At 54.7% G+C, this 17,452-nt stretch carries 16 protein-coding genes; 12 read left to right on the top strand and 4 right to left on the bottom strand.

Translation table 11 applies throughout. From position 1 onward, the window contains the following. Window positions 1-3 precede the first annotated feature (3 nt). Genes ADG72_RS03305 through ADG72_RS03280 form a run of 6 tightly spaced genes read left to right on the top strand, consistent with a single transcriptional unit; the run spans window position 4 to window position 5,547 of the window. Window positions 4-600, top strand: a complete 597-nt coding sequence (locus ADG72_RS03305) for a regulatory protein RecX (protein ID WP_048712214.1) — start codon at window positions 4-6, stop codon at window positions 598-600. Next, window positions 590-1,090, top strand: coding sequence for a CinA family protein (locus ADG72_RS03300; RefSeq protein WP_048712212.1), 501 nt, complete (start codon window positions 590-592; stop codon window positions 1,088-1,090). The genes ADG72_RS03305 and ADG72_RS03300 overlap by 11 nt, the downstream gene beginning before the upstream one ends. Before the next feature lie 12 nt (window positions 1,091-1,102). Beyond that, window positions 1,103-2,641, top strand: a complete 1,539-nt coding sequence (gene miaB, locus ADG72_RS03295; protein WP_048712210.1) for a tRNA (N6-isopentenyl adenosine(37)-C2)-methylthiotransferase MiaB — start codon at window positions 1,103-1,105, stop codon at window positions 2,639-2,641. Next, window positions 2,628-3,632: a tRNA (adenosine(37)-N6)-dimethylallyltransferase MiaA gene (gene miaA, locus ADG72_RS03290; protein ID WP_048712208.1), complete on the top strand. Its 1,005-nt coding sequence runs from the start codon at window positions 2,628-2,630 to the stop codon at window positions 3,630-3,632. Before miaB ends, miaA begins: the two co-directional genes overlap by 14 nt. Window positions 3,633-3,688: 56 nt before the next feature. Further along, window positions 3,689-4,237, top strand: a complete 549-nt coding sequence (locus ADG72_RS03285; protein WP_048712206.1) for a hypothetical protein — start codon at window positions 3,689-3,691, stop codon at window positions 4,235-4,237. 20 nt (window positions 4,238-4,257) lie between these two features. Further along, window positions 4,258-5,547, top strand: coding sequence for a S8/S53 family peptidase (locus ADG72_RS03280; protein ID WP_048712204.1), 1,290 nt, complete (start codon window positions 4,258-4,260; stop codon window positions 5,545-5,547). A gap of 101 nt (window positions 5,548-5,648) precedes the next feature. On the opposite strand, the gene ADG72_RS03275 is transcribed toward ADG72_RS03280, so the two are convergent. Then, the gene (locus tag ADG72_RS03275) at window positions 5,649-6,266 is read right to left on the bottom strand and encodes a class I SAM-dependent methyltransferase (protein WP_019127169.1); all 618 of its coding nucleotides are present in this window, start codon (window positions 6,264-6,266) and stop codon (window positions 5,649-5,651) included. A gap of 139 nt (window positions 6,267-6,405) precedes the next feature. Between ADG72_RS03275 and hflX the strand changes: the two genes are divergently transcribed. From hflX to ADG72_RS03260, 3 genes are all read left to right on the top strand, one after another. Continuing rightward, window positions 6,406-7,953 carry a GTPase HflX gene (hflX, locus tag ADG72_RS03270; protein WP_048712202.1) on the top strand — a complete coding sequence of 516 codons (1,548 nt, stop codon included), beginning with the start codon at window positions 6,406-6,408 and terminating at the stop codon, window positions 7,951-7,953. Next, complete coding sequence (locus tag ADG72_RS03265) at window positions 7,950-9,899, top strand: ATP-dependent DNA helicase (protein WP_048712201.1); 1,950 nt, start codon at window positions 7,950-7,952, stop codon at window positions 9,897-9,899. The genes hflX and ADG72_RS03265 overlap by 4 nt, the downstream gene beginning before the upstream one ends. 95 nt (window positions 9,900-9,994) lie before the next feature. Next, window positions 9,995-10,981 (top strand): L-lactate dehydrogenase, encoded by a 987-nt coding sequence (locus tag ADG72_RS03260; protein ID WP_048712199.1) that lies wholly within the window; start codon window positions 9,995-9,997, stop codon window positions 10,979-10,981. Window positions 10,982-11,063: 82 nt separating this feature from the next. On the opposite strand, the gene lexA is transcribed toward ADG72_RS03260, so the two are convergent. Continuing rightward, window positions 11,064-11,750, bottom strand: coding sequence for a transcriptional repressor LexA (lexA, locus tag ADG72_RS03255; RefSeq protein ID WP_048712197.1), 687 nt, complete (start codon window positions 11,748-11,750; stop codon window positions 11,064-11,066). A gap of 194 nt (window positions 11,751-11,944) precedes the next feature. On the opposite strand from lexA, the gene ADG72_RS03250 reads away from it, so the two are divergent. Further along, window positions 11,945-12,391, top strand: coding sequence for a LysM peptidoglycan-binding domain-containing protein (locus tag ADG72_RS03250; RefSeq protein ID WP_048712270.1), 447 nt, complete (start codon window positions 11,945-11,947; stop codon window positions 12,389-12,391). Between the two features lie 72 nt (window positions 12,392-12,463). Then, complete coding sequence (gene nrdR, locus ADG72_RS03245) at window positions 12,464-12,946, top strand: transcriptional regulator NrdR (RefSeq protein WP_026066715.1); 483 nt, start codon at window positions 12,464-12,466, stop codon at window positions 12,944-12,946. A gap of 88 nt (window positions 12,947-13,034) precedes the next feature. Here the strand turns inward: nrdR and ADG72_RS03240 are convergent, their stop codons facing one another. Beyond that, window positions 13,035-15,290, bottom strand: coding sequence for a HelD family protein (locus ADG72_RS03240; protein WP_048712195.1), 2,256 nt, complete (start codon window positions 15,288-15,290; stop codon window positions 13,035-13,037). 174 nt (window positions 15,291-15,464) lie between these two features. On the opposite strand from ADG72_RS03240, the gene ADG72_RS03235 reads away from it, so the two are divergent. Further along, window positions 15,465-16,652 carry a proteasome assembly chaperone family protein gene (locus tag ADG72_RS03235; protein ID WP_048712193.1) on the top strand — a complete coding sequence of 396 codons (1,188 nt, stop codon included), beginning with the start codon at window positions 15,465-15,467 and terminating at the stop codon, window positions 16,650-16,652. Here ADG72_RS03235 and ADG72_RS03230 read toward each other — a convergent pair. Continuing rightward, window positions 16,649-17,446: a spermidine synthase gene (locus tag ADG72_RS03230; RefSeq protein ID WP_048712191.1), complete on the bottom strand. Its 798-nt coding sequence runs from the start codon at window positions 17,444-17,446 to the stop codon at window positions 16,649-16,651. The genes ADG72_RS03235 and ADG72_RS03230 overlap by 4 nt on opposite strands. Between the last annotated feature and the right edge of the window lie 6 nt (window positions 17,447-17,452).

Below are 17,452 nucleotides of genomic sequence, written 5' to 3'. Positions count from 1 at the left end.
TTAATGGTCCGTTATTACGACCCAGAGACCACATCAGAAGAGGATGTTCGTCCGCGCACGCGCACTAAGAGCCCGGCGGAACGCCAGGCTCTTATGCGCCAGCGCAATGCTGCTCTAGAAGGTCAAGCTGCATTCGAGGCTGCGCGTGAAGTAGCCCTTCGTCAGCTCGATGTTCGTGCCCGTTCACGAAGCGAATTAGAAACCGCAATAACCAGCCGCGGCTTTTCCTCTGAAGTGGCTGCCTCTGTTATCGAACGCCTCACTCAATTGGGGTTGGTAGATGACCTTGCCTTTGCGCGTGCCTTTTCGCGGGGACGTTTTGAAGCAGGTGGAAAAACAGGATCTGCACTTCGCGTCGATCTTCATCGGAAAGGGATCTCCTCGGAGATCATCGATACCGTGCTCTCAGAAATCGGAGTCGATGAACAGTTTGAGCGAGCTTTAAACCTTGCTCAGAAGAAGATGCGATCGATGCCAAATTGTGATGCTCAAGTTGCGCGTCGACGTATTTTCTCGATGCTTGGACGCAAGGGATACTCTCCACAGGTTTGTATACGTGTGCTTGATGCAATCGTCGAAGGCAGGGATGATGAGTACTGAAGATGCTATCTGTCAGGAACTGATTACTGATTTAAGCAATGCAGGCCTCACTGTTGCTGTTGCAGAGTCCTTAACCGGTGGTCTTTTGTGCGCGGCCTTCGTTCACGTACCGGGTGCCTCAAACGCTGTGCGTGGGGGAGTCTGTACCTATGCGACAGATACGAAGCATTCGGTTTTGAAGGTGAGCGATCAACGCCTTGCGCAGACGGGTCCCGTTGATGATGAAGTTGCTCGACAAATGGCACAGGGAGTTCGCACACTTATGGGTGCGGATTTTGGTTTGTCAACGACTGGCGTTGCGGGTCCGGGCCCTGCTGATGGACATCCTGCTGGAACGGTCTATGTGGGTTGCGCGTGGGAAAGTGGCTCGCGGGTACAGCGACTTGATCTGAGTGGAGACCGCGACCAGGTCCGACAGGGCGCAGTGATCGCCGCACTTGAACTATTCAGGGAAGTGCTGAAAGCGACACCAAATATCCATACGCGCTAGAATTCAACGACGATGAGTGTTGAAATGATGGATTTCCCGCGAACCTACGCGGTGCGCACCCTCGGGTGCCAGATGAATGAGCACGATTCCGAACGTATTTCGGGCCTCTTAGAGAAGGCGGGCTTAGTCCCCGTCGATCGCGTTCCTGCCGCAGCAGCGCGCGCAACTGACGCCGGAGACATGGGTGCAGACGTCATTGTTATCAACACCTGCTCCGTTCGTGAGAATGCTGCGACGCGTCTATTTGGAAACCTCGGGCAGCTCGCGGCAGTGAAGCGTGAACGCCCGGGAATGCAGATTGCAGTGGGCGGTTGTCTTGCCCAACAGATGCGTGACGGGATCATCGAAAAAGCTCCCTGGGTTGATGCAGTTTTCGGTACTCACAATATCGATGTCCTTCCCGCTCTTCTTCGCCGTGCAGAGCACAATCGTGAAGCAGCTGTTGAAATCGAAGAATCCCTGAAGGTTTTTCCTTCAACACTTCCTACTCACCGTGAAAGCGCGTACGCAGCGTGGGTCTCAATCTCAGTTGGTTGTAATAACACCTGCACCTTCTGCATTGTTCCTCACCTTCGCGGAAAAGAACGCGATCGCCGTCCCGGTGAAATTCTTGAAGAAGTGCAAGCTGTCGTTGATGAAGGCGCAATTGAAATTACCCTTCTGGGACAGAACGTTAACTCTTACGGCGTGAGCTTCGGTCAACGCGGTGCTTTCGCTGATCTCCTGCGAGCCGTAGGCAAGATTGACGGTTTGGAACGCGTTCGTTTCACCAGCCCACACCCGGCGGCCTTTACTGATGACGTTATTGAGGCGATGGCCGAGACGCCAACTGTCATGCCCTCTTTGCACATGCCGCTCCAGTCGGGTTCGGACGCGGTCCTGCGTCAAATGCGCCGCTCCTACCGTCGTGATCGTTTCATGGGAATTCTTTCACGAGTACGCGCTGCAATTCCCGACGCAGCAATTACCACGGACATCATCGTCGGATTCCCCGGAGAGACTGAAGAAGACTTCCAACAGACTCTTGAAGTTGTTGAAGAAGCGCGCTTCAGTTCTGCCTTCACTTTCCTGTACTCTCCTCGTCCCGGTACCCCGGCAGCTGACCGAGAAGATCAGGTACCACAAGACGTTGCTCTTGAACGCTACAAGCGTCTCTTGGCTCTGCAGGAACGCATTTGTGCCGAGGACAATGCAGCACTTGTCGGGAATGAAGTTGAGGTGCTTGTCGCGGCAGGGGAAGGTCGTAAAGACGGAGCAACCCACCGTATTTCTGGACGAGCGCGGGATAACCGCCTGGTTCACGTTGCCCTTCCTGTGGGGATGAGCGAAGCAGATCGTCCGCGTCCCGGTGACATGCTTCGCGCCCGCGTAACGCACGGAGCTCCTCACCACCTCATTGCTGATTCAGCATTGGAGGATGGCGGTCTCTTTGAACTTCGTCGAACCCGTGCGGGAGATGCTTGGCAAAAGCGTCAAGCGCACGAAGAAGATTCGAAGATCTCCCTTGGTATGCCTCGCATCCGTATCGGGGCCCCGAATGGTAATGCCTGATACCGCGTTGCCTCCTCTAGCTCAGGCATCGCAACTGATCGTTGCGGTGGTGGGGCCCACGGCCTCGGGAAAAAGCGATCTTGCTTTAGACCTTGCACAGAGCCTGCCTGCGGATATGGGGGCACGCGCAGGGGAGCTGGTTTCAGCAGATGCGCTTCAGCTATACCGCGGAATGGATATCGGTACAGCGAAAACTCCCCTCGAGGAGCGTCGTGGGATTCCGCACCATCAAATCGATGTTTTGGAGATAAGCGACGAGGCCTCTGTCGCCTCCTACCAGAAGTACGCGCGCGCCGATATCGCGCAGATTCATGCACGCTCGAATCTTGCAGTTGTCGCTGGCGGTTCGGGGCTTTACCAGCGGGCACTTTTGGATCAAATTGACTTTCCTGGGACAGATCCTCAGCTTCGGAAACGTCTTGAGGAAGAGTCTTGTCACCCCGGGGGAGTGGCCACTCTTTTTCATCGGCTCGAGGAATTAGATCCGGTGTCTGCGCAGCGCATTGATGCGCACAATACGCGCAGAATTATTCGAGCGCTCGAAGTCATTGAGCTGACGGGCAAGCCCTATTCTTCGTCGATGCCGCAGTATGTGTATGCGGCCCCCACCGTTATGCTTGCGCTTCGTTGGCCGATGGATGAGCTTGATCAACGTATTGCGCAGCGCACTCGCTTGATGTTTGACCAGGGGCTCGTTGAGGAAACGCGGGAACTAGACCGATTGGGGCTTCGAGATACAAAGACTGCCGCTAAAGCAACCGGTTATGCGCAGGCTCTTGCTGTTATTGACGGTGATATGACCATCCCTGAGGCCATTGATTCTGTTGCCTTGGCAACGCGCCAGTTGGCTCGCAGGCAGGTCAAGTGGCTGCGGCGCGACCCCAGAATCGTGTGGATAGATCGTAGTATCGAGGGCACCTCCACCAGTGCCGAGGCGGCGTTACAGACTGCCCGTCAGCTTGTGTTGTCAGCACTTCATAGAGACATTTGAGATTGCCCCTTAGACTCCCGTATTCTGTTTTCTGTTCAAGAAGAAAGAGAGTCGAGATGTCTGTGAACAGGGGGTGCCGTATCGTCGCGGCACTGTGTGCCCTTTTTCTTGGGGCAAGCCTTGCCGGATGTTCCTTATTGGGAACATCGAATGTGAGCAGTGATGATATTCGCGCAATGAAGAATATTCCTGAAGGGCAGAAAAATACCTTGATTTCCCGAATGGAAGCGGCATCTTCAGCCTCTGAGCGTGCAGAAATCGGACAACAGGCAGTGGCCTTAAACAAGATGATCGGAACTAAACTCTTGATGAAGGAGCCGCCGATCGCCTATCAGCGGACCTATGAGCTTAAAACCGACGGTACGGTCGAAGCCGATAAGAACGATTATGCCTACCTGTATATGTCAGCCGCGGACTATTGGCGCTTGGGTGAAGACGGCTACGAACTCTGTGTGGATCAGGGATGTGAATACTACTCAGAGTGGACCGTCGAGGTTGAAAAAGGACGTGGCGGGGCAGAATACGTCTGGACCCTGACAATTGATAGCGATGCGACACAGGTGGATGGAAAGCCCCTGGTTCGTCGTTTCCAGGCTGCGAAGTGAAAGGTCAAGGGAGAAGCGAAATGAAATCGATGCTTTTTTCACATCGCAAGGTAGTGCGGGCACTTATCGGTGCAGGAAGTGCATGTGCTTTGGCCCTCGCCGGCGCGTTCCTCCCGCTTCGTGACGCAGCGGCAGATGATGCCATCACCGGACAAGATTATGTTTCTTACTATCGCTTGGATCAAGTGAAAGCGAAAGGCATCACCGGTAAGGGAGTCAAGATCGCTCTCATTGGAGGCCAAGTTGACACCTCTGCTCCTGAACTTGCCGGGGCGTCAATTATTGATAAAAGCCCGTGCAAGTTTGATCCGATTACTCAAACATTGACGCGTCCAACTGCCATGGCATCGGTCTTGGTATCGCAGTCATACGGTGTCGCCCCAGGAGCAACGCTGATGACTTACAGTCTTTCGGGTTCTCATTACGATGTTTCAGGTGAGTGCGTAGACGACCATGGAATACCGAAGTTCCAGATACGGAATCTTATTCATCAGGCTGTAGACGATGGAGCACAACTTATTGTCCTTTCGGTTCCCTATGCTGATTTTGGCTTCGACGGAGGTCCTGTTTTAGGGAACCTAGAGGACTACTACAAGTGGGCCTTCGCACACGCGATGGCACGAGGGGTTCCAGTCGTTGCAAGTGTTGGTGATGAGGCGGCTGATATGTCGGTAGCCTCATATTCATTATTCTCCGGTGTCGTTGGGGTTACAAATATCTCGACCGATGGGCAGCTCACGGCGCGTTCTTCGTGGAGTCAACACACGGTTACCGCCTCTGTTGGTGCAAACATCAATGCGCGGGTATATCCAGACAAAAATGTCGAAAAGGTGGAGTGCCTGAGCTGTGCTCCCGCAATCACTGCGGGTTTTCTTGCCTTGGCGCGTGAGAAATGGCCGCAGGCAACCTCAAACCAGCTTCTTCAGCTTTTGATCCGATCTGGCACGAATCCTGGGAACTCCTGGAACGAACGAACAGGATTCGGTCCAACGGATCTTGAGAAAATGCTCAGCACTGACCCCTCTCAATTTCCAGACGAGAATCCTCTTGCAGATAAGGCGAAACTGCCACACCTTCTTGACGGTTCTGTTGCCTCGGGATTTGGCTCCTCAGAAGGTGGCTCAATTCCACTACCTCAAGAGGTTGCAGATTACGCTGATGGAATCAAGTTCCCATTAGAGCTGGAGCACGAAGATCCCAACTATGTCTATCGTGGCCTTGATGATTCCGCGGCTTCCCCGGGTGGCGACTATATTTCGTCTCCAGTCCACCTGGGCACAAGCCCGCGCTTCCACAAGAAAAAGAAGTAGCGGAACGCTGATCTGAAAATGAGTGGGTGGGAGGAAACACAGGGTTTCCTCCCACCCACTCATTCATGTCAAAACAATCCTGAAATTATTGGGATGCAGATTCAGGAATGCGCACGGACCTCAATAATCCGATAGCCCTTTTTGGAAGCGATCTTTTCTGCAGGAAAACCTTGCTGGCACAGCCACTGCGTTAAAGAGTCGGCGCCAAGATTTTTCTGAACAACCAAGTAGGCGACACCGTTTGCACTCAGCATGGAAAGCCACGTCTTCAGCAGCTCGTGAAGAGCATTCTTTCCAATGCGGATAGGCGGATTAGACCAGATCACATCAAAGGTGATTCCTTGAGAGCGAAGCTTCTCAGGGGCCTCTTCGGCATGCAGGGTATGGACGTTCTCGGCCTCGTTCAGGGAAGCATTGCGCGCGGTCAGGTCAAGCGCGCGCGAATTGACGTCGACGGCCCAAACGCTTGCCTCGGGGGACTCCAAGCCCATAGTGACGGCCAAAGGACCCCAGCCGCAGCCCACATCAAGGAAGTTGCCGCGCTCGGGGAGGGCGGGGGCCTCGGCAAGAAGCTGGCGGGTCCCCAGATCAATACGCGAACCAGAAAAGACTCTGTCGCTCACCCACATCTCCAGATCGAAGCCGCGAACTCGATCGCGAATCAGGTGAAGCTCATCAGCTGAGGCAGGTTCAGAATCGGTGAAGTACTGTTCATCCACGCTTCAAGGGTACTTGAGAAGTACTACGCCCGACGAGAAACTCTCTTCTTTTTCTCCACAGGCGCGCCCATAGATAGGCCAAACATGGGAAAATAAGAAGCGGATCCCACACGAACTTTCACCATCTTGGAGATACTGAATGACCGAAGATTCCACTGAGCGGGCAAAAGGTGTTGTCGCGCGTATCCTTGCGCGCACAGGAACCGCCCTGGAATCAACTCAAGGGCAAGATCATCACGCGCAGGCAGGTGAACTTGAACGAGAGGCGCGTGCGGGGACCCGTCGTATCCAAGGACTCTCGAACGACATTGAAGAAATTTCTGAAGTCGAGTACCGGCAGGTCCGACTTGAAAAGGTCGTGCTTGTAGGGCTGCGTACCACTGGAACTGAAGAAGAAGCAGAGAACTCTTTGCGTGAGCTGGCAGCTCTTGCTGAAACAGCTGGTTCTCAAGTCCTCGACGGTGTCATCCAGAAACGTTCGCATCCCGATCCCGCAACCTATTTGGGGTCTGGTAAAGCACGTGAATTGGCTGAGCTTGTTGCTGCTGATGGTGCAGACACAATCATTGTTGATGGTGACCTTGCCCCTTCCCAAAGACGCGGCTTGGAAGACGTTGTCAAGATTAAGGTTGTTGATCGAACCGCGTTGATTTTGGACATCTTCGCTCAGCACGCCAAATCGCGAGAAGGTAAAGCTCAAGTCGAATTGGCACAGTTGGAATACCTCCTTCCGCGTCTTCGTGGGTGGGGCGATTCGATGTCGCGTCAGGCTGGCGGCCGCGTCGCTTCGGGTGAAGGTATAGGTTCGCGAGGCCCGGGTGAAACGAAGATTGAGCTGGACCGACGCCGTATTCGAAACCGCATGGCAAAACTGCGTGAGCAGATTCGTCGAATGGAGCCGGCACGCCAAGCGCAGCGCGCGAATCGCTCGCGTTCAACCATTCCTTCTGTTGCCATCGCGGGGTACACGAATGCTGGAAAATCCACGCTTCTTAATGCCCTGACGGGCGCGGATGTCTTGGTTGAAGACGCTCTCTTTGCAACCCTTGACCCGACGGTCCGTCGTACGCAAACAGAGGATGGGCGTGCCTATACGCTTTCAGACACCGTTGGCTTTGTGTCGCGCCTTCCTACCCAGCTTGTTGAGGCCTTCCGTTCGACCTTGGAAGAAGTCGGCGAGGCCGATGTGATCCTTCACGTTGTCGATGCTGCGCACCCCGATCCAATTGGCCAGATCCAGGCTGTTCATTCGGTTCTGGATACTATTGAAGGAGCGCGCGATATTCCCGAGCTCATCGTCTTCAATAAGGCTGATCTTGCCAGTGACGAACAACGCGCATTTGTCCGTTCTCTGAGTGAACGTGCTGTGCTTGTTAGTGCCGTGACAGGCGAAGGAATTTCTGAACTTCAAACTGTCATCGCATCAATGCTCCCGCGTCCTCGCGAGGTCATCGACTGCGTCGTTCCCTATATTTACGGAGCGCTCATCCATCGTATCCACGAAGAAGGTGAAGTTCTTCTGGAAGAGTACCTTGGCGAGGGAGAGCGCATTCGTGCTCGCGTAGACGGAGCATTAGCTGCGGCTGTGCGAGCAGTTGCTCTTCCATTGCAGGCAGAAGCTCCAAGTGTTGGTTCTCAAGGTATGTCCGAGCCAGACATGGCGGCCCCTGCTGAGGACTACGAATGAGCCTTACGACGGCGAAGCAAGCGCTGAGCGCGGCTGTTCACGAGATGGGCGGTCAGGTGCGCAGCGGACAAGAGACGATGCTCGAGGAAATCTGTAGTGCCCTTGAAGCTCCTGAGCACCTTCTTGTTCAGGCGGGAACCGGTACGGGTAAATCTCTTGGCTACTTGATTCCTCTTATGGATTTTGCGGTCAGTCGAGATGAAAGAGTCCTTGTCTCTACCGCGACACTGAACCTCCAGCACCAAATCCTCACCAAAGATGCTCCGGTTGCAGCTCAAGCAATCGAAGATGTTCACGGACGCAGGCCTCGGGTCGCACTCCTCAAAGGGTGGAATAACTATCTGTGCACCTTCCGACTTGGCGGCGGATACCCCCTGGAGGGAACCCTTTTTGATGTTCCAAACCAGCGCGATGATGATGACGAGGCCGCGCCGGCCAGCGAGTTGGGCACGGAGATCGTGCGTCTACGCCGCTGGGCCTCGCAGACGGAAACGGGGGATCGAGATGAACTTGATCCCGGAGTAAGCGATCGAGCATGGTCGCAAGTTTCAGTGTCACGTGTGGAATGCCTGGGCAAGCAGTGTCCGATGTTTGATGGCTGTTTTCCCCAGGCGGCCCGTGAAACCGCGCAAGAAGCGGATGTTGTCGTCACCAACCATTCGTTGTTGGGGATCAGTGCTTTGAGCGATAGCGATCTGTTCGGGCAGATTGGTGCGCTCGCGGTTGACGAGGCTCATGAGCTTGCTGAACGAGTGCGTGAACAGGCATCGGTTGCAGTGTCCTTGAAGTCTATGACGCGGATTTCACGCAGACTTCGAAGTCTGGCTTCTGTGGACACTGATGCGCTTGATCATGTCGCAGCGCAGCTTGATGGTGTCCTTCAAAGCTTCCAAGTCGGATTAATGACTGACCGGACAAGCCTCAAACCAGTCATGTCCGCCTTGGACACGGCTAAACGTGACCTTGATACGCAGATTTCCACTCTTCAACTTGAGGCCGCGACGAAAGTTCTGGTGCGAGCCTTCAGCGATGAACTTGATGAGGTACTGCAAGCGTGGGGGCGTGACGCTGAGAAGAGCGTGACCTGGGTTGAGCGCGATGAAGACCGAGGCCTGTCATCCTTGATGATCGCGCCCTTGCAAGTTGCGCCTTCTCTGGCTGACAACGCCTTTGGTCAGCGGCCGGCAATTCTGACTTCTGCAACATTGAGTCTGGGTGGGAGTTTTGATTCGCTTGCGTATAGCACGGGGTTGAATTTGGCTCCACTGCCATGGAGGGGAGTGGATGTCGGATCGCCATTTGACGCCTCTCGCCAGGGGATCTTGTACATCGCAGCAGGACTTCCAGCACCGAGTAATGGGCAACCTAGTCCAGCAGCGATGGAGCAGATGGTCTCTTTGGTCAAGGCCAGTGGCGGTGGAGCTCTTGTTCTTTATGCCTCGTGGGCGGCGGCGCGACAGGGCGCGCAAAAGCTTCGAGATGAGGGCGTCTCCGATGTTCTACTCCAAGGAGAAGACTCTCTACCAGCCTTGATCAAACGCTTCCGGTCTAATCGCGATTCCGTTTTGGTTGGGACGATGTCGCTGTGGCAGGGCGTCGATGTCGTCGGGGACTCATGTCGCTTGGTCGTCATCGATAAAATTCCGTTCCCTCATCCAAAAAATCCGATCATCAAGGCCTTGACCGAGGATGCTGATCGGCAGGGAGGTAAGGGCTTTTTCCAAGTGAGCGTAACTAGGGCAGCGCTCATGATGGCGCAGGGGGCCGGACGTCTTCTGCGATCCCATAATGACCGAGGCGTTGTTGCCGTTCTTGATTCGCGGCTTCACTCCCGCAGCTACGGGCGTTTTATTATTCAGTCGATGCCTGAGTTTTGGCGTACCTGCGACCTTGATGTTGTGACGGGTGCTTTGGAAAGACTCAATACTGAGCTGCATGAAGACTGAAGCAGCACACTTCGTTCGATTAGGGGATTTTGGCCTATCAGGATGAAGAGTGATCTGAGAGAATAGAGCTGTTCATTTGTTTAGGAGGTTGCTTCATGCCCACCCACTCTCAAAGCCTGTATCCCAGCTCGTCTGGTCGTCCTTCAAAGATTGCGATTATTGGCGCAGGTGCTGTTGGTACTGCCGTTGCCTACGCCTGTTTGATGCGCGGAGATGCGCGTGACATCGTCTTGCACGATATCAACAAGCCGAAGGTGGAAGCCGAAGCCTTGGATATGGCGCATGGCATTCAGTTCACTCCTTCTGGCTCCATTGAGGGCTCGGACGATGTTGAGATCGTTCGTGGAGCAGACCTGGTCATCGTCACTGCCGGTGCCAAGCAAAAGCCCGGTCAGTCGCGACTGGAACTTGCCGGTTCCACCGTTGACCTCATGCGTAAGATCCTCCCTAATCTGTTGAATGTTGCCCCCGAGGCTCGCTTTATGTTCATCACGAACCCCGTCGATGTCGTGACCTATGCGGCGCTGAAGATTACAGGGCTTCCGCGTAATCAGGTCTTCGGTTCGGGTACGGTTTTGGACACTTCTCGTTTGCGCTACCTGGTTTCTCGCGAAACAGGTGTTGCCACTCAGAACATTCACGCATATGTCGCCGGTGAGCACGGAGATTCTGAAGTTGCCCTGTGGTCTTCCGCTGAGATTGGTAATGTTCCTCTGCGCCACTGGGGACCGACGCTTTCAGGCCGACTCTTTGATACGGAGCTTCGCGAAGAAATCGCAAAGGACGTTGTGAACTCTGCCTACAAGATCATTGAAGGCAAGGGGGCAACAAACTACGCAATCGGCTTGGCTGGATCGAACATTGCACGTGCGGTTCTGCGTGATGAGCAGCGTGTACTGACTGTCTCGACGCTTCTTGAAGACTGGGAAGGCATTTCGGATGTCTGCATGGCGGCACCGACCCTGGTTGGTCGCGATGGCGCGGGCCGCGTGCTGAACCCGCCGCTCACTCTTGCCGAGCGCGATGGATTGACCGAATCGGCAACTCGCCTTCGTCAAGTCGCCCGAGATTTGGGTTTCTAAATTTGAGGCATTGATTTAATGGGTGTGGCCACGACGCATTGCGTCGTGGCCACACCCATTAAATCTCAGGAACTGTCGTTTACTACAGTGAACGAATGACAGTGACGACCCTGCCCATGATTGTGGCGTTATCACCTGGGATAGGCGCATAGTCCTGATTGTGGGGGAGGAGCCAGACGTGGTCAGAAGTTCTGGAAAATTCTTTAACCGTTGCCTCTCCGTCAATCATTGCAGCAACGAATTCGCCGTTGATCGCAGTGGATTGGCTGCGGATGACAACGAAATCACCGTCGAGGATGCCGGCGTCCACCATGGAGTCGCCGTGGACTTCAAGCATGAAGAGCTCACCATGACCGGTCAATCGTGTCGGCAGTTGGAAGATGTCTTCAATTGCCTGTTCGGCGGTGATCGGCGCGCCAGCAGCGATTCGCCCGACCAAGGGAATCGCTGAGGCGTCCTCATCTACGTGGCCGGTTGGAATTTCGACCGTCACAATCTCTTGGGGCGACGAGGCTTTTGTGTCCTTTTCTCCGAGAAGAGTTCTTCCAGATTCAGATACTTCGAGTGCTCGGGGGAGCCCGGGAACCTTTTGAAGGTAGCCAAGGCGTTCGAGCGTGTCGAGGTGGTGCTTTACCGTCGAAGGTGAAGAAAGGCCGACGATTTGTGCGATTTCGCGTACCGAAGGAGGGAAGCCGCGTCGGCGCACCTCGGTGTTGATCAGGCGCAAAATTTCGATTTGCCGACCTGTCAATTCTGTGTCGCTGCTCACGATTATCCCTTCGGAACTAAAAACTGGACGGAAGTGAGCGTGCTCAATGTTCCACTCACAGTGTTAAGAATACGGGAGAAATTGAGTAAATCAAACATATGTTCGAAAGTGGCTCGACATCTCCCGAAAGAATTGCTATCGTACAAGTGTTCGACGAACATCTGTACGACTGAAAGGGAAACATCGTGAGCACAATGACTGTTGCAGCGTCTCAAGAGAGGGCTCGTCGCCCGCACCTTCAACTCGTCTCCGAGGAATCCCTGGCCTCTGTTTATGACATTCGTCAGGCACCATCGGCTCGACGTCGCCGTGAGCTCCTTCGCAATGATGATCCTTCGATGCGTCGTCGCCCGGTCGTTGCTACGCGTTCGTCTCTGGGACTTCGGCGCTTGCTGAGCGGTGCTGTAGCGTTTATTGCCGCTACGGGAATTGCAGTTGGTGCGGGTCTTGCTTTGCAAACCCAGCCTTACGACGGTCCGACCCGTGTGGTTTCTGTGGCAAGCGGGGATAGCGTGTGGAGTTTGGCTCAGGGAGTCTCGACCACTCGTCCACTGAAAGATGTTGTCAACGACATCGAAGAGCTCAATGATGTTCAGGGCGCATTGCAAGTTGGTCAGGAAGTGCGTGTCCCGACTCGTTGACCTGCGTTTTATTCTCCCTGTCGCCGTGGTGTCTTAGTTGCGAATCTGATCGATCAACCGTAGTTTTAGAGGGTGCACTGCCCTTTCTGTCATAACCCTGATTCGCGTGTGGTTGATACACGTATTGCGGATGATGGCGCCTCGATTCGCCGGCGTAGGGAATGCACCTCATGTAAGAAACGTTTCACAACATTGGAAACGTCTTCTTTCCAGGTTGTTAAGCGCTCTGGTGTCATTGAGCCATTTTCGCGAAATAAGGTTGTTGCTGGGGTAAGGAAAGCGTGCCAAGGGCGTCCTGTTTCCGATGATGAGCTGGCGCTTTTGGCCCAACAGGTTGAAGAGCATCTTCGTACCTCCGGCGTTTCTTCTGTATCCAGCGATGAGGTTGGGAAAGCGATTTTGCCCTTCCTTCAGGATCTTGATGAGATCGCATACCTACGTTTTGCCTCTGTCTATCACGCGTTTAATTCGCTAGACGACTTTGCAGATGCGATTGATTCACTGCGCGAACGCTCTCAGACAAAAAAGGCTACGCAGGCTGCGAAAAACAAATAGGTCAGGGCTGCAGCTGAGGAAATAGCCGGCCTGCCTTTTCCAAGAAAATTTTCGCAGACGCGGCTCTAAAAGAGCTTAGATATCGCCTTTAGGCGTCCCACTCTTCCATGCCGCGTGGCAGCTGCGTAGTTGTAACGGCATGCAGATCGTGAGTTGCGCGGGTGAGAGCAACGAAAAGGTCGCCGCTTCCTTGCTCAAGAATCTCACCTGGTTCGACAACAACGACGGAATCAAATTCCAAACCCTTAGATCCAGCTGCAGTCAGATAACTCACTCGCTGGTCCAAAGCGCTTGCCCCCGATTCATCCGCATGCCACAGCTGCGCTTGATCATCAGGAACGATAACGCAAATACGTCCCTTTCCTTCGCCCTCTTCGCGGTCAAGGCGTTCCTCCAATGTGGAGACGACTTGAGAGACGCATTCCTTGAGTGTGTCTTTGTGTGTATGTGAAACCTGGTAACAGTCGGGAACATCCCGAACAGCTTCCATGGGGTAGAGAACCGGAGTGCCGTGCTGTGCCATAACGGCCTGCGCGATTCGGGTTAGCGCCCGAGGAGTCCTATATGAAATTGAAAGAACGAACTCTTCGTTGAAGGCGCGAGCCGCTGGGCCAAGAGCTTGCTTCCATGAATTTGGGCGTCGGTGGCCTCGTTTTTGGTCGAGATCGCCAACAACCGTCATTGAGCGACTTGGGCAACGTCGCAAAAGACAACGCCACGCCATAGGTGAAAGATCTTGGGCCTCGTCAATGACAATGTGCCCATAGGTCCATGAACGATCTGCCCGTGCGCGTTCAGCCAGCGGCCGGAGCGAGGGTGCCTCCTGAGTCTGGCGCATCAGCATATCTGCGGTGACAATTCCGCCGCCCAGGCCCGTTGCCTTCAAGGCCTCGTTCGCGCGCTCCCGTTCCTCTTTTTCTCGCTGTTCTTCGGCTCGGCGCTTCTGGGCTGAAGCGAGATCAAGCGTCCCCAAGAGCTCTTCGAGTTCGTCGATCAGCGGAATATCTGAAATGGTGAGCGGCTCATCTTGAGCGCGGTACAAGAGGCTCAAGTCTTCGACCGACAGGGGAGTGCCTGCCTTACGGTTCGCTTGGGCCAAGAGATCAGGGCGCGACCACAGCTTGCGAAGGAAGGCAGGTGCCTGTGTGGGCATCCACGCCAAGTTAATTGCCCGACGGGCATCGACCGAGTCGCGGATCTCAGACATCCAGGTCCTCAAATCATCAGGATCGATATCTGCCGTGCTGGATGCATCCCCAGCTTCCACGATCAGGCGTCCAGCAAGTAGCTCCATAAGGCCCATCGCGAAAGACTCTCGGGCAACATTGTGTGGACGGCCGCTACGGCGCGCTCGCGAAAGAGCTTCCTGCACATCTTTGATTCGCAAAGTAACGCGGCGATTCCAGACTTGAAGAACTTGATCACGATCAGGAAGACGCGGGATTAGACGAACTGCTTCGCGCAGAATACGGCTAAACGCCGCGCGTCCCTTAATTGCAGCGATATCGACGGGATCATCGTCTTGCGCGCTTAAGCCGGGGACGATGTCACCGATGGTCATCTGTACGACACCGGATTCGCCGAGGGATGGAAGAACCTGCTCGATATAGCGCAGGAAGGTACGAGAGGGGCCAATGATAAGTACTCCCGAACGCTCGAGTCTCTCGCGCTGCGTGTAGAGAAGATAGGCGGCTCGGTGTAGAGCAACGGCAGTCTTGCCTGTGCCGGGGCCACCTTGAACCACAAGGATTCCTCGATCGCTGGCACGGATCACCCGGTCCTGTTCGCCCTGGATCGTTGCAACAATATCTCCCATTCGGCCACTACGTGCCGAAGAGAGTGCGGACATCAAAGCGCCTTCGCCTTGAAGGGTAAGTCCTTGATGCTGTGCCTGATCGACATCAAGAAGTTCATCTTCAACCGATGTGACTGAACGCGCGCGAGTCGCAATATGTCGGCGGCGAACGACTCCCAGAGGCTCTTGGGCTGTCGCTTGATAGAAGGGGGCAGAAATTGGAGCTCGCCAGTCGACAAGAAGCGGAGAGGAATGCTCATCGAGAAGAGAGATTCGACCGATGTAGTGGGTCGCGTGGTCCTTCATGTCGAGGCGCCCGAATACTAAGCGCTCTTCGACGTTATCCAATCGGGAAGACAATTCGGCAAAGTGAGTGGCCAGAGCATCGCGCTCAGTCCATCCCTGAGCATTACCGACCCCGTGATTAGCATCGATCTTCTGACGCTGCTCGCGGTATTGAGAACGCAGTTGATCCAATCGCGAGTACGCGCGGTCAACGAATTCTTGTTCTTCAGCTACTGGGGTAGTAGCGCGAGCGGAGTCAGACATTGGGACCTTCCGGTAGAAAAAGTCTGGCGTTCTATTTTGCCCTAATTTCCAGTGATTTTCACTCTCTAAGCCGATGGCGCAAATGTGGGATTAGCCGCGCCTAGGGCGGCTCAACAATGTAGCTTTAGAATGAGTGATACCAGTTGAGACGCTTGGAAACCGAAGGAGGGGAACATGACCGAAACCCAGACTCATGGGGACAATCACCAAGCTCCCCCGATTCGCGCGCGAATTCTGGTCATCTACTTCGATGGCGCGATGGATGCGGGAGCATCCGGTCGCATGGCCGCTGAACAGATGTTGCGCGCTCTTCCAACCACGCATATTGCTGACTTTGAAGCAGAAGACTTCATTAATTATCGGTCACATCGACCAGTGATCACGGTGAAAAACTGGGTGACGCAGGAGGTTGAGCTTCCGAAGATTTCGTTGGATCTTCTGCGTGATGATCGGGGAGAATCTTTCCTTTTGCTCCACGGTCCTGAACCGGACTATCGCTGGGAAGAGTTCGCTGAGCGTGTTCGCAAGATCGTCAGCGATGCCGGCGTCGAGGTCGTATTTGGGATGACCGGCGTTCCTTCGGGTGTACCGCATACGCGCCCAACTCCGGTTCATGTCCACACGACCGATGCCTCCCTTGTTCCTGCGCAGCCGCATATGGCTGCGACCATGCAATTCCCCGGGTCGATTGTGTCCTTCCTACAGTGGAAGCTGAAACAAGCGGGGATCGATGGGATGACTCTCTTGGCGATCGTTCCTTACTACATGTCAGAGTCGGCCTATCCTGCAGCCTCCTCAGCGATTTTGCGTAAGCTTACTGAGTTCTCGGGCCTTTCCCTACCCGTTGGTGATCTGGAGCAGGGAGCAGCAGAGGATTTGGATACCTTCGCAGCCCTTGTCGATGCCAACCCGGAGGTTCAGCACACCGTTCGTGCATTGGAAGAGCACTACGACTCTTTCTCGGGAGATGGCTTGGGAATTCCCCTCAATGCTGTTCCCTCAGCTTTTAATGTCCCAAATCCTCAAGATAAAGAGAGCGATGCGAGCGGCATTACCGACGCGATCGAGGCCTACCTTGCCTCGGTGACCGATGGTGCTGCTGGCGTAGACGTTACTGAAGAGCTGGCGGAGACTCCCGCTGAGGCACCCTCAACCGAGGAGCTATTAGCTCAGGCACTTGAGCGCATCGCGCAGCGTGAAAAGAAAGGCGAAGGCAGCACCGTTCCTCATGCTCCTCGTCACCGCGGTGATGCAACCTCAGTAGAGGTCTCTGGGGAATCAGGTACCGCTGAGGAGCAGACGACCCAGTCGCCGGCTGAAGTCGAGGCTGATTCTGAGGACGACACCAAGCCGCAGGACTAGAGCGCGCTTTCTGCCCAGCCGACGGCCTCGTCGGTGAGAGGACGGATCCCAGCACGCCACTTACTTAGTTCCTTCCCACGAAGTGGGCGGGCGGGAAGGGGAAGCTTGCGCAAGAGGCGGTCAAGCTCAACCTCATCGGTGCGGCCGGGAGTAGTTTGCGCAAGGAAGACGATGTTTCCGCGGCGAGCTCCGCGACCAACTTTGGGATCGCACAGTGCTTGTACATCTGCGAAGGATTCACTCATCCCAGCTAAATCCAGACGCGCATTGTCGCCACCGCCGTGCGCGCTGTTTTCAAGGAGGATCCCGTCGTTGCGGAGGACCCTTTGGCACTGAGCTGCGAACTCGCTGGTCCTCAATTGTGGGGGGACAGATTCTCCGGCAAAAGCATCGCGGACAATGACATCGAAGGAAGAATCTCGCAGGGAATCGATGACTTGACGTGCTTCGCCAATACGGATTTTTAGAATTGGAGAACGCGGTAAATCAAAGTGATCTCGAGCAAATTGCGCAATAGTTTGGTCAATCTCAACAACGGTGTGGCGTGAGGTGGGGAAGAGAATAGACCAGGCCCAGGGGAGCGCACACGCCGCGCCACCCAGATGTAATACGCGAATGGGGTCATTGGCTGCGTAAGTTGCTTGCAGTGCGCAGGTCGCATGCTGCATGTATTCGAAATCTAGGTAACTGGGATCAGAAGTATCGATACACGATGACTCCGCCCCGTTAATGAGAAGGGTCGCTCGCGGGCCGTCCCAGCGGATCTCGATTGACGGGGAGTCTAGAGTAGTCATAGGGCT

Source organism: Trueperella pyogenes (genome assembly GCF_001070855.1).
Classification (GTDB): domain Bacteria; phylum Actinomycetota; class Actinomycetes; order Actinomycetales; family Actinomycetaceae; genus Pauljensenia; species Pauljensenia pyogenes_A.
Note: the sequence above shows the minus strand (reverse complement) of the source record. Positions and strands in the feature narration are given on the sequence as shown.

What these genes read in the sequence shown, in the direction of transcription:
- ADG72_RS03265 (WP_048712201.1), top strand. Translation starts at nt 7,950, where the DNA reads ATGAGCCTTACGACGGCGAAGCAAGCGCTGAGCGCGGCTGTTCACGAG.
- ADG72_RS03240 (WP_048712195.1), bottom strand. Translation starts at nt 15,290, where the DNA reads ATGTCTGACTCCGCTCGCGCTACTACCCCAGTAGCTGAAGAACAAGAA.
- ADG72_RS03260 (WP_048712199.1), top strand. Translation starts at nt 9,995, where the DNA reads ATGCCCACCCACTCTCAAAGCCTGTATCCCAGCTCGTCTGGTCGTCCT.
- ADG72_RS03300 (WP_048712212.1), top strand. Translation starts at nt 590, where the DNA reads ATGAGTACTGAAGATGCTATCTGTCAGGAACTGATTACTGATTTAAGC.
- ADG72_RS03305 (WP_048712214.1), top strand. Translation starts at nt 4, where the DNA reads ATGGTCCGTTATTACGACCCAGAGACCACATCAGAAGAGGATGTTCGT.
- ADG72_RS03250 (WP_048712270.1), top strand. Translation starts at nt 11,945, where the DNA reads ATGACTGTTGCAGCGTCTCAAGAGAGGGCTCGTCGCCCGCACCTTCAA.
- ADG72_RS03285 (WP_048712206.1), top strand. Translation starts at nt 3,689, where the DNA reads ATGTCTGTGAACAGGGGGTGCCGTATCGTCGCGGCACTGTGTGCCCTT.
- ADG72_RS03235 (WP_048712193.1), top strand. Translation starts at nt 15,465, where the DNA reads ATGACCGAAACCCAGACTCATGGGGACAATCACCAAGCTCCCCCGATT.
- hflX (WP_048712202.1), top strand. Translation starts at nt 6,406, where the DNA reads ATGACCGAAGATTCCACTGAGCGGGCAAAAGGTGTTGTCGCGCGTATC.
- miaA (WP_048712208.1), top strand. Translation starts at nt 2,628, where the DNA reads ATGGTAATGCCTGATACCGCGTTGCCTCCTCTAGCTCAGGCATCGCAA.
- ADG72_RS03230 (WP_048712191.1), bottom strand. Translation starts at nt 17,446, where the DNA reads ATGACTACTCTAGACTCCCCGTCAATCGAGATCCGCTGGGACGGCCCG.
- ADG72_RS03280 (WP_048712204.1), top strand. Translation starts at nt 4,258, where the DNA reads ATGAAATCGATGCTTTTTTCACATCGCAAGGTAGTGCGGGCACTTATC.
- miaB (WP_048712210.1), top strand. Translation starts at nt 1,103, where the DNA reads ATGAGTGTTGAAATGATGGATTTCCCGCGAACCTACGCGGTGCGCACC.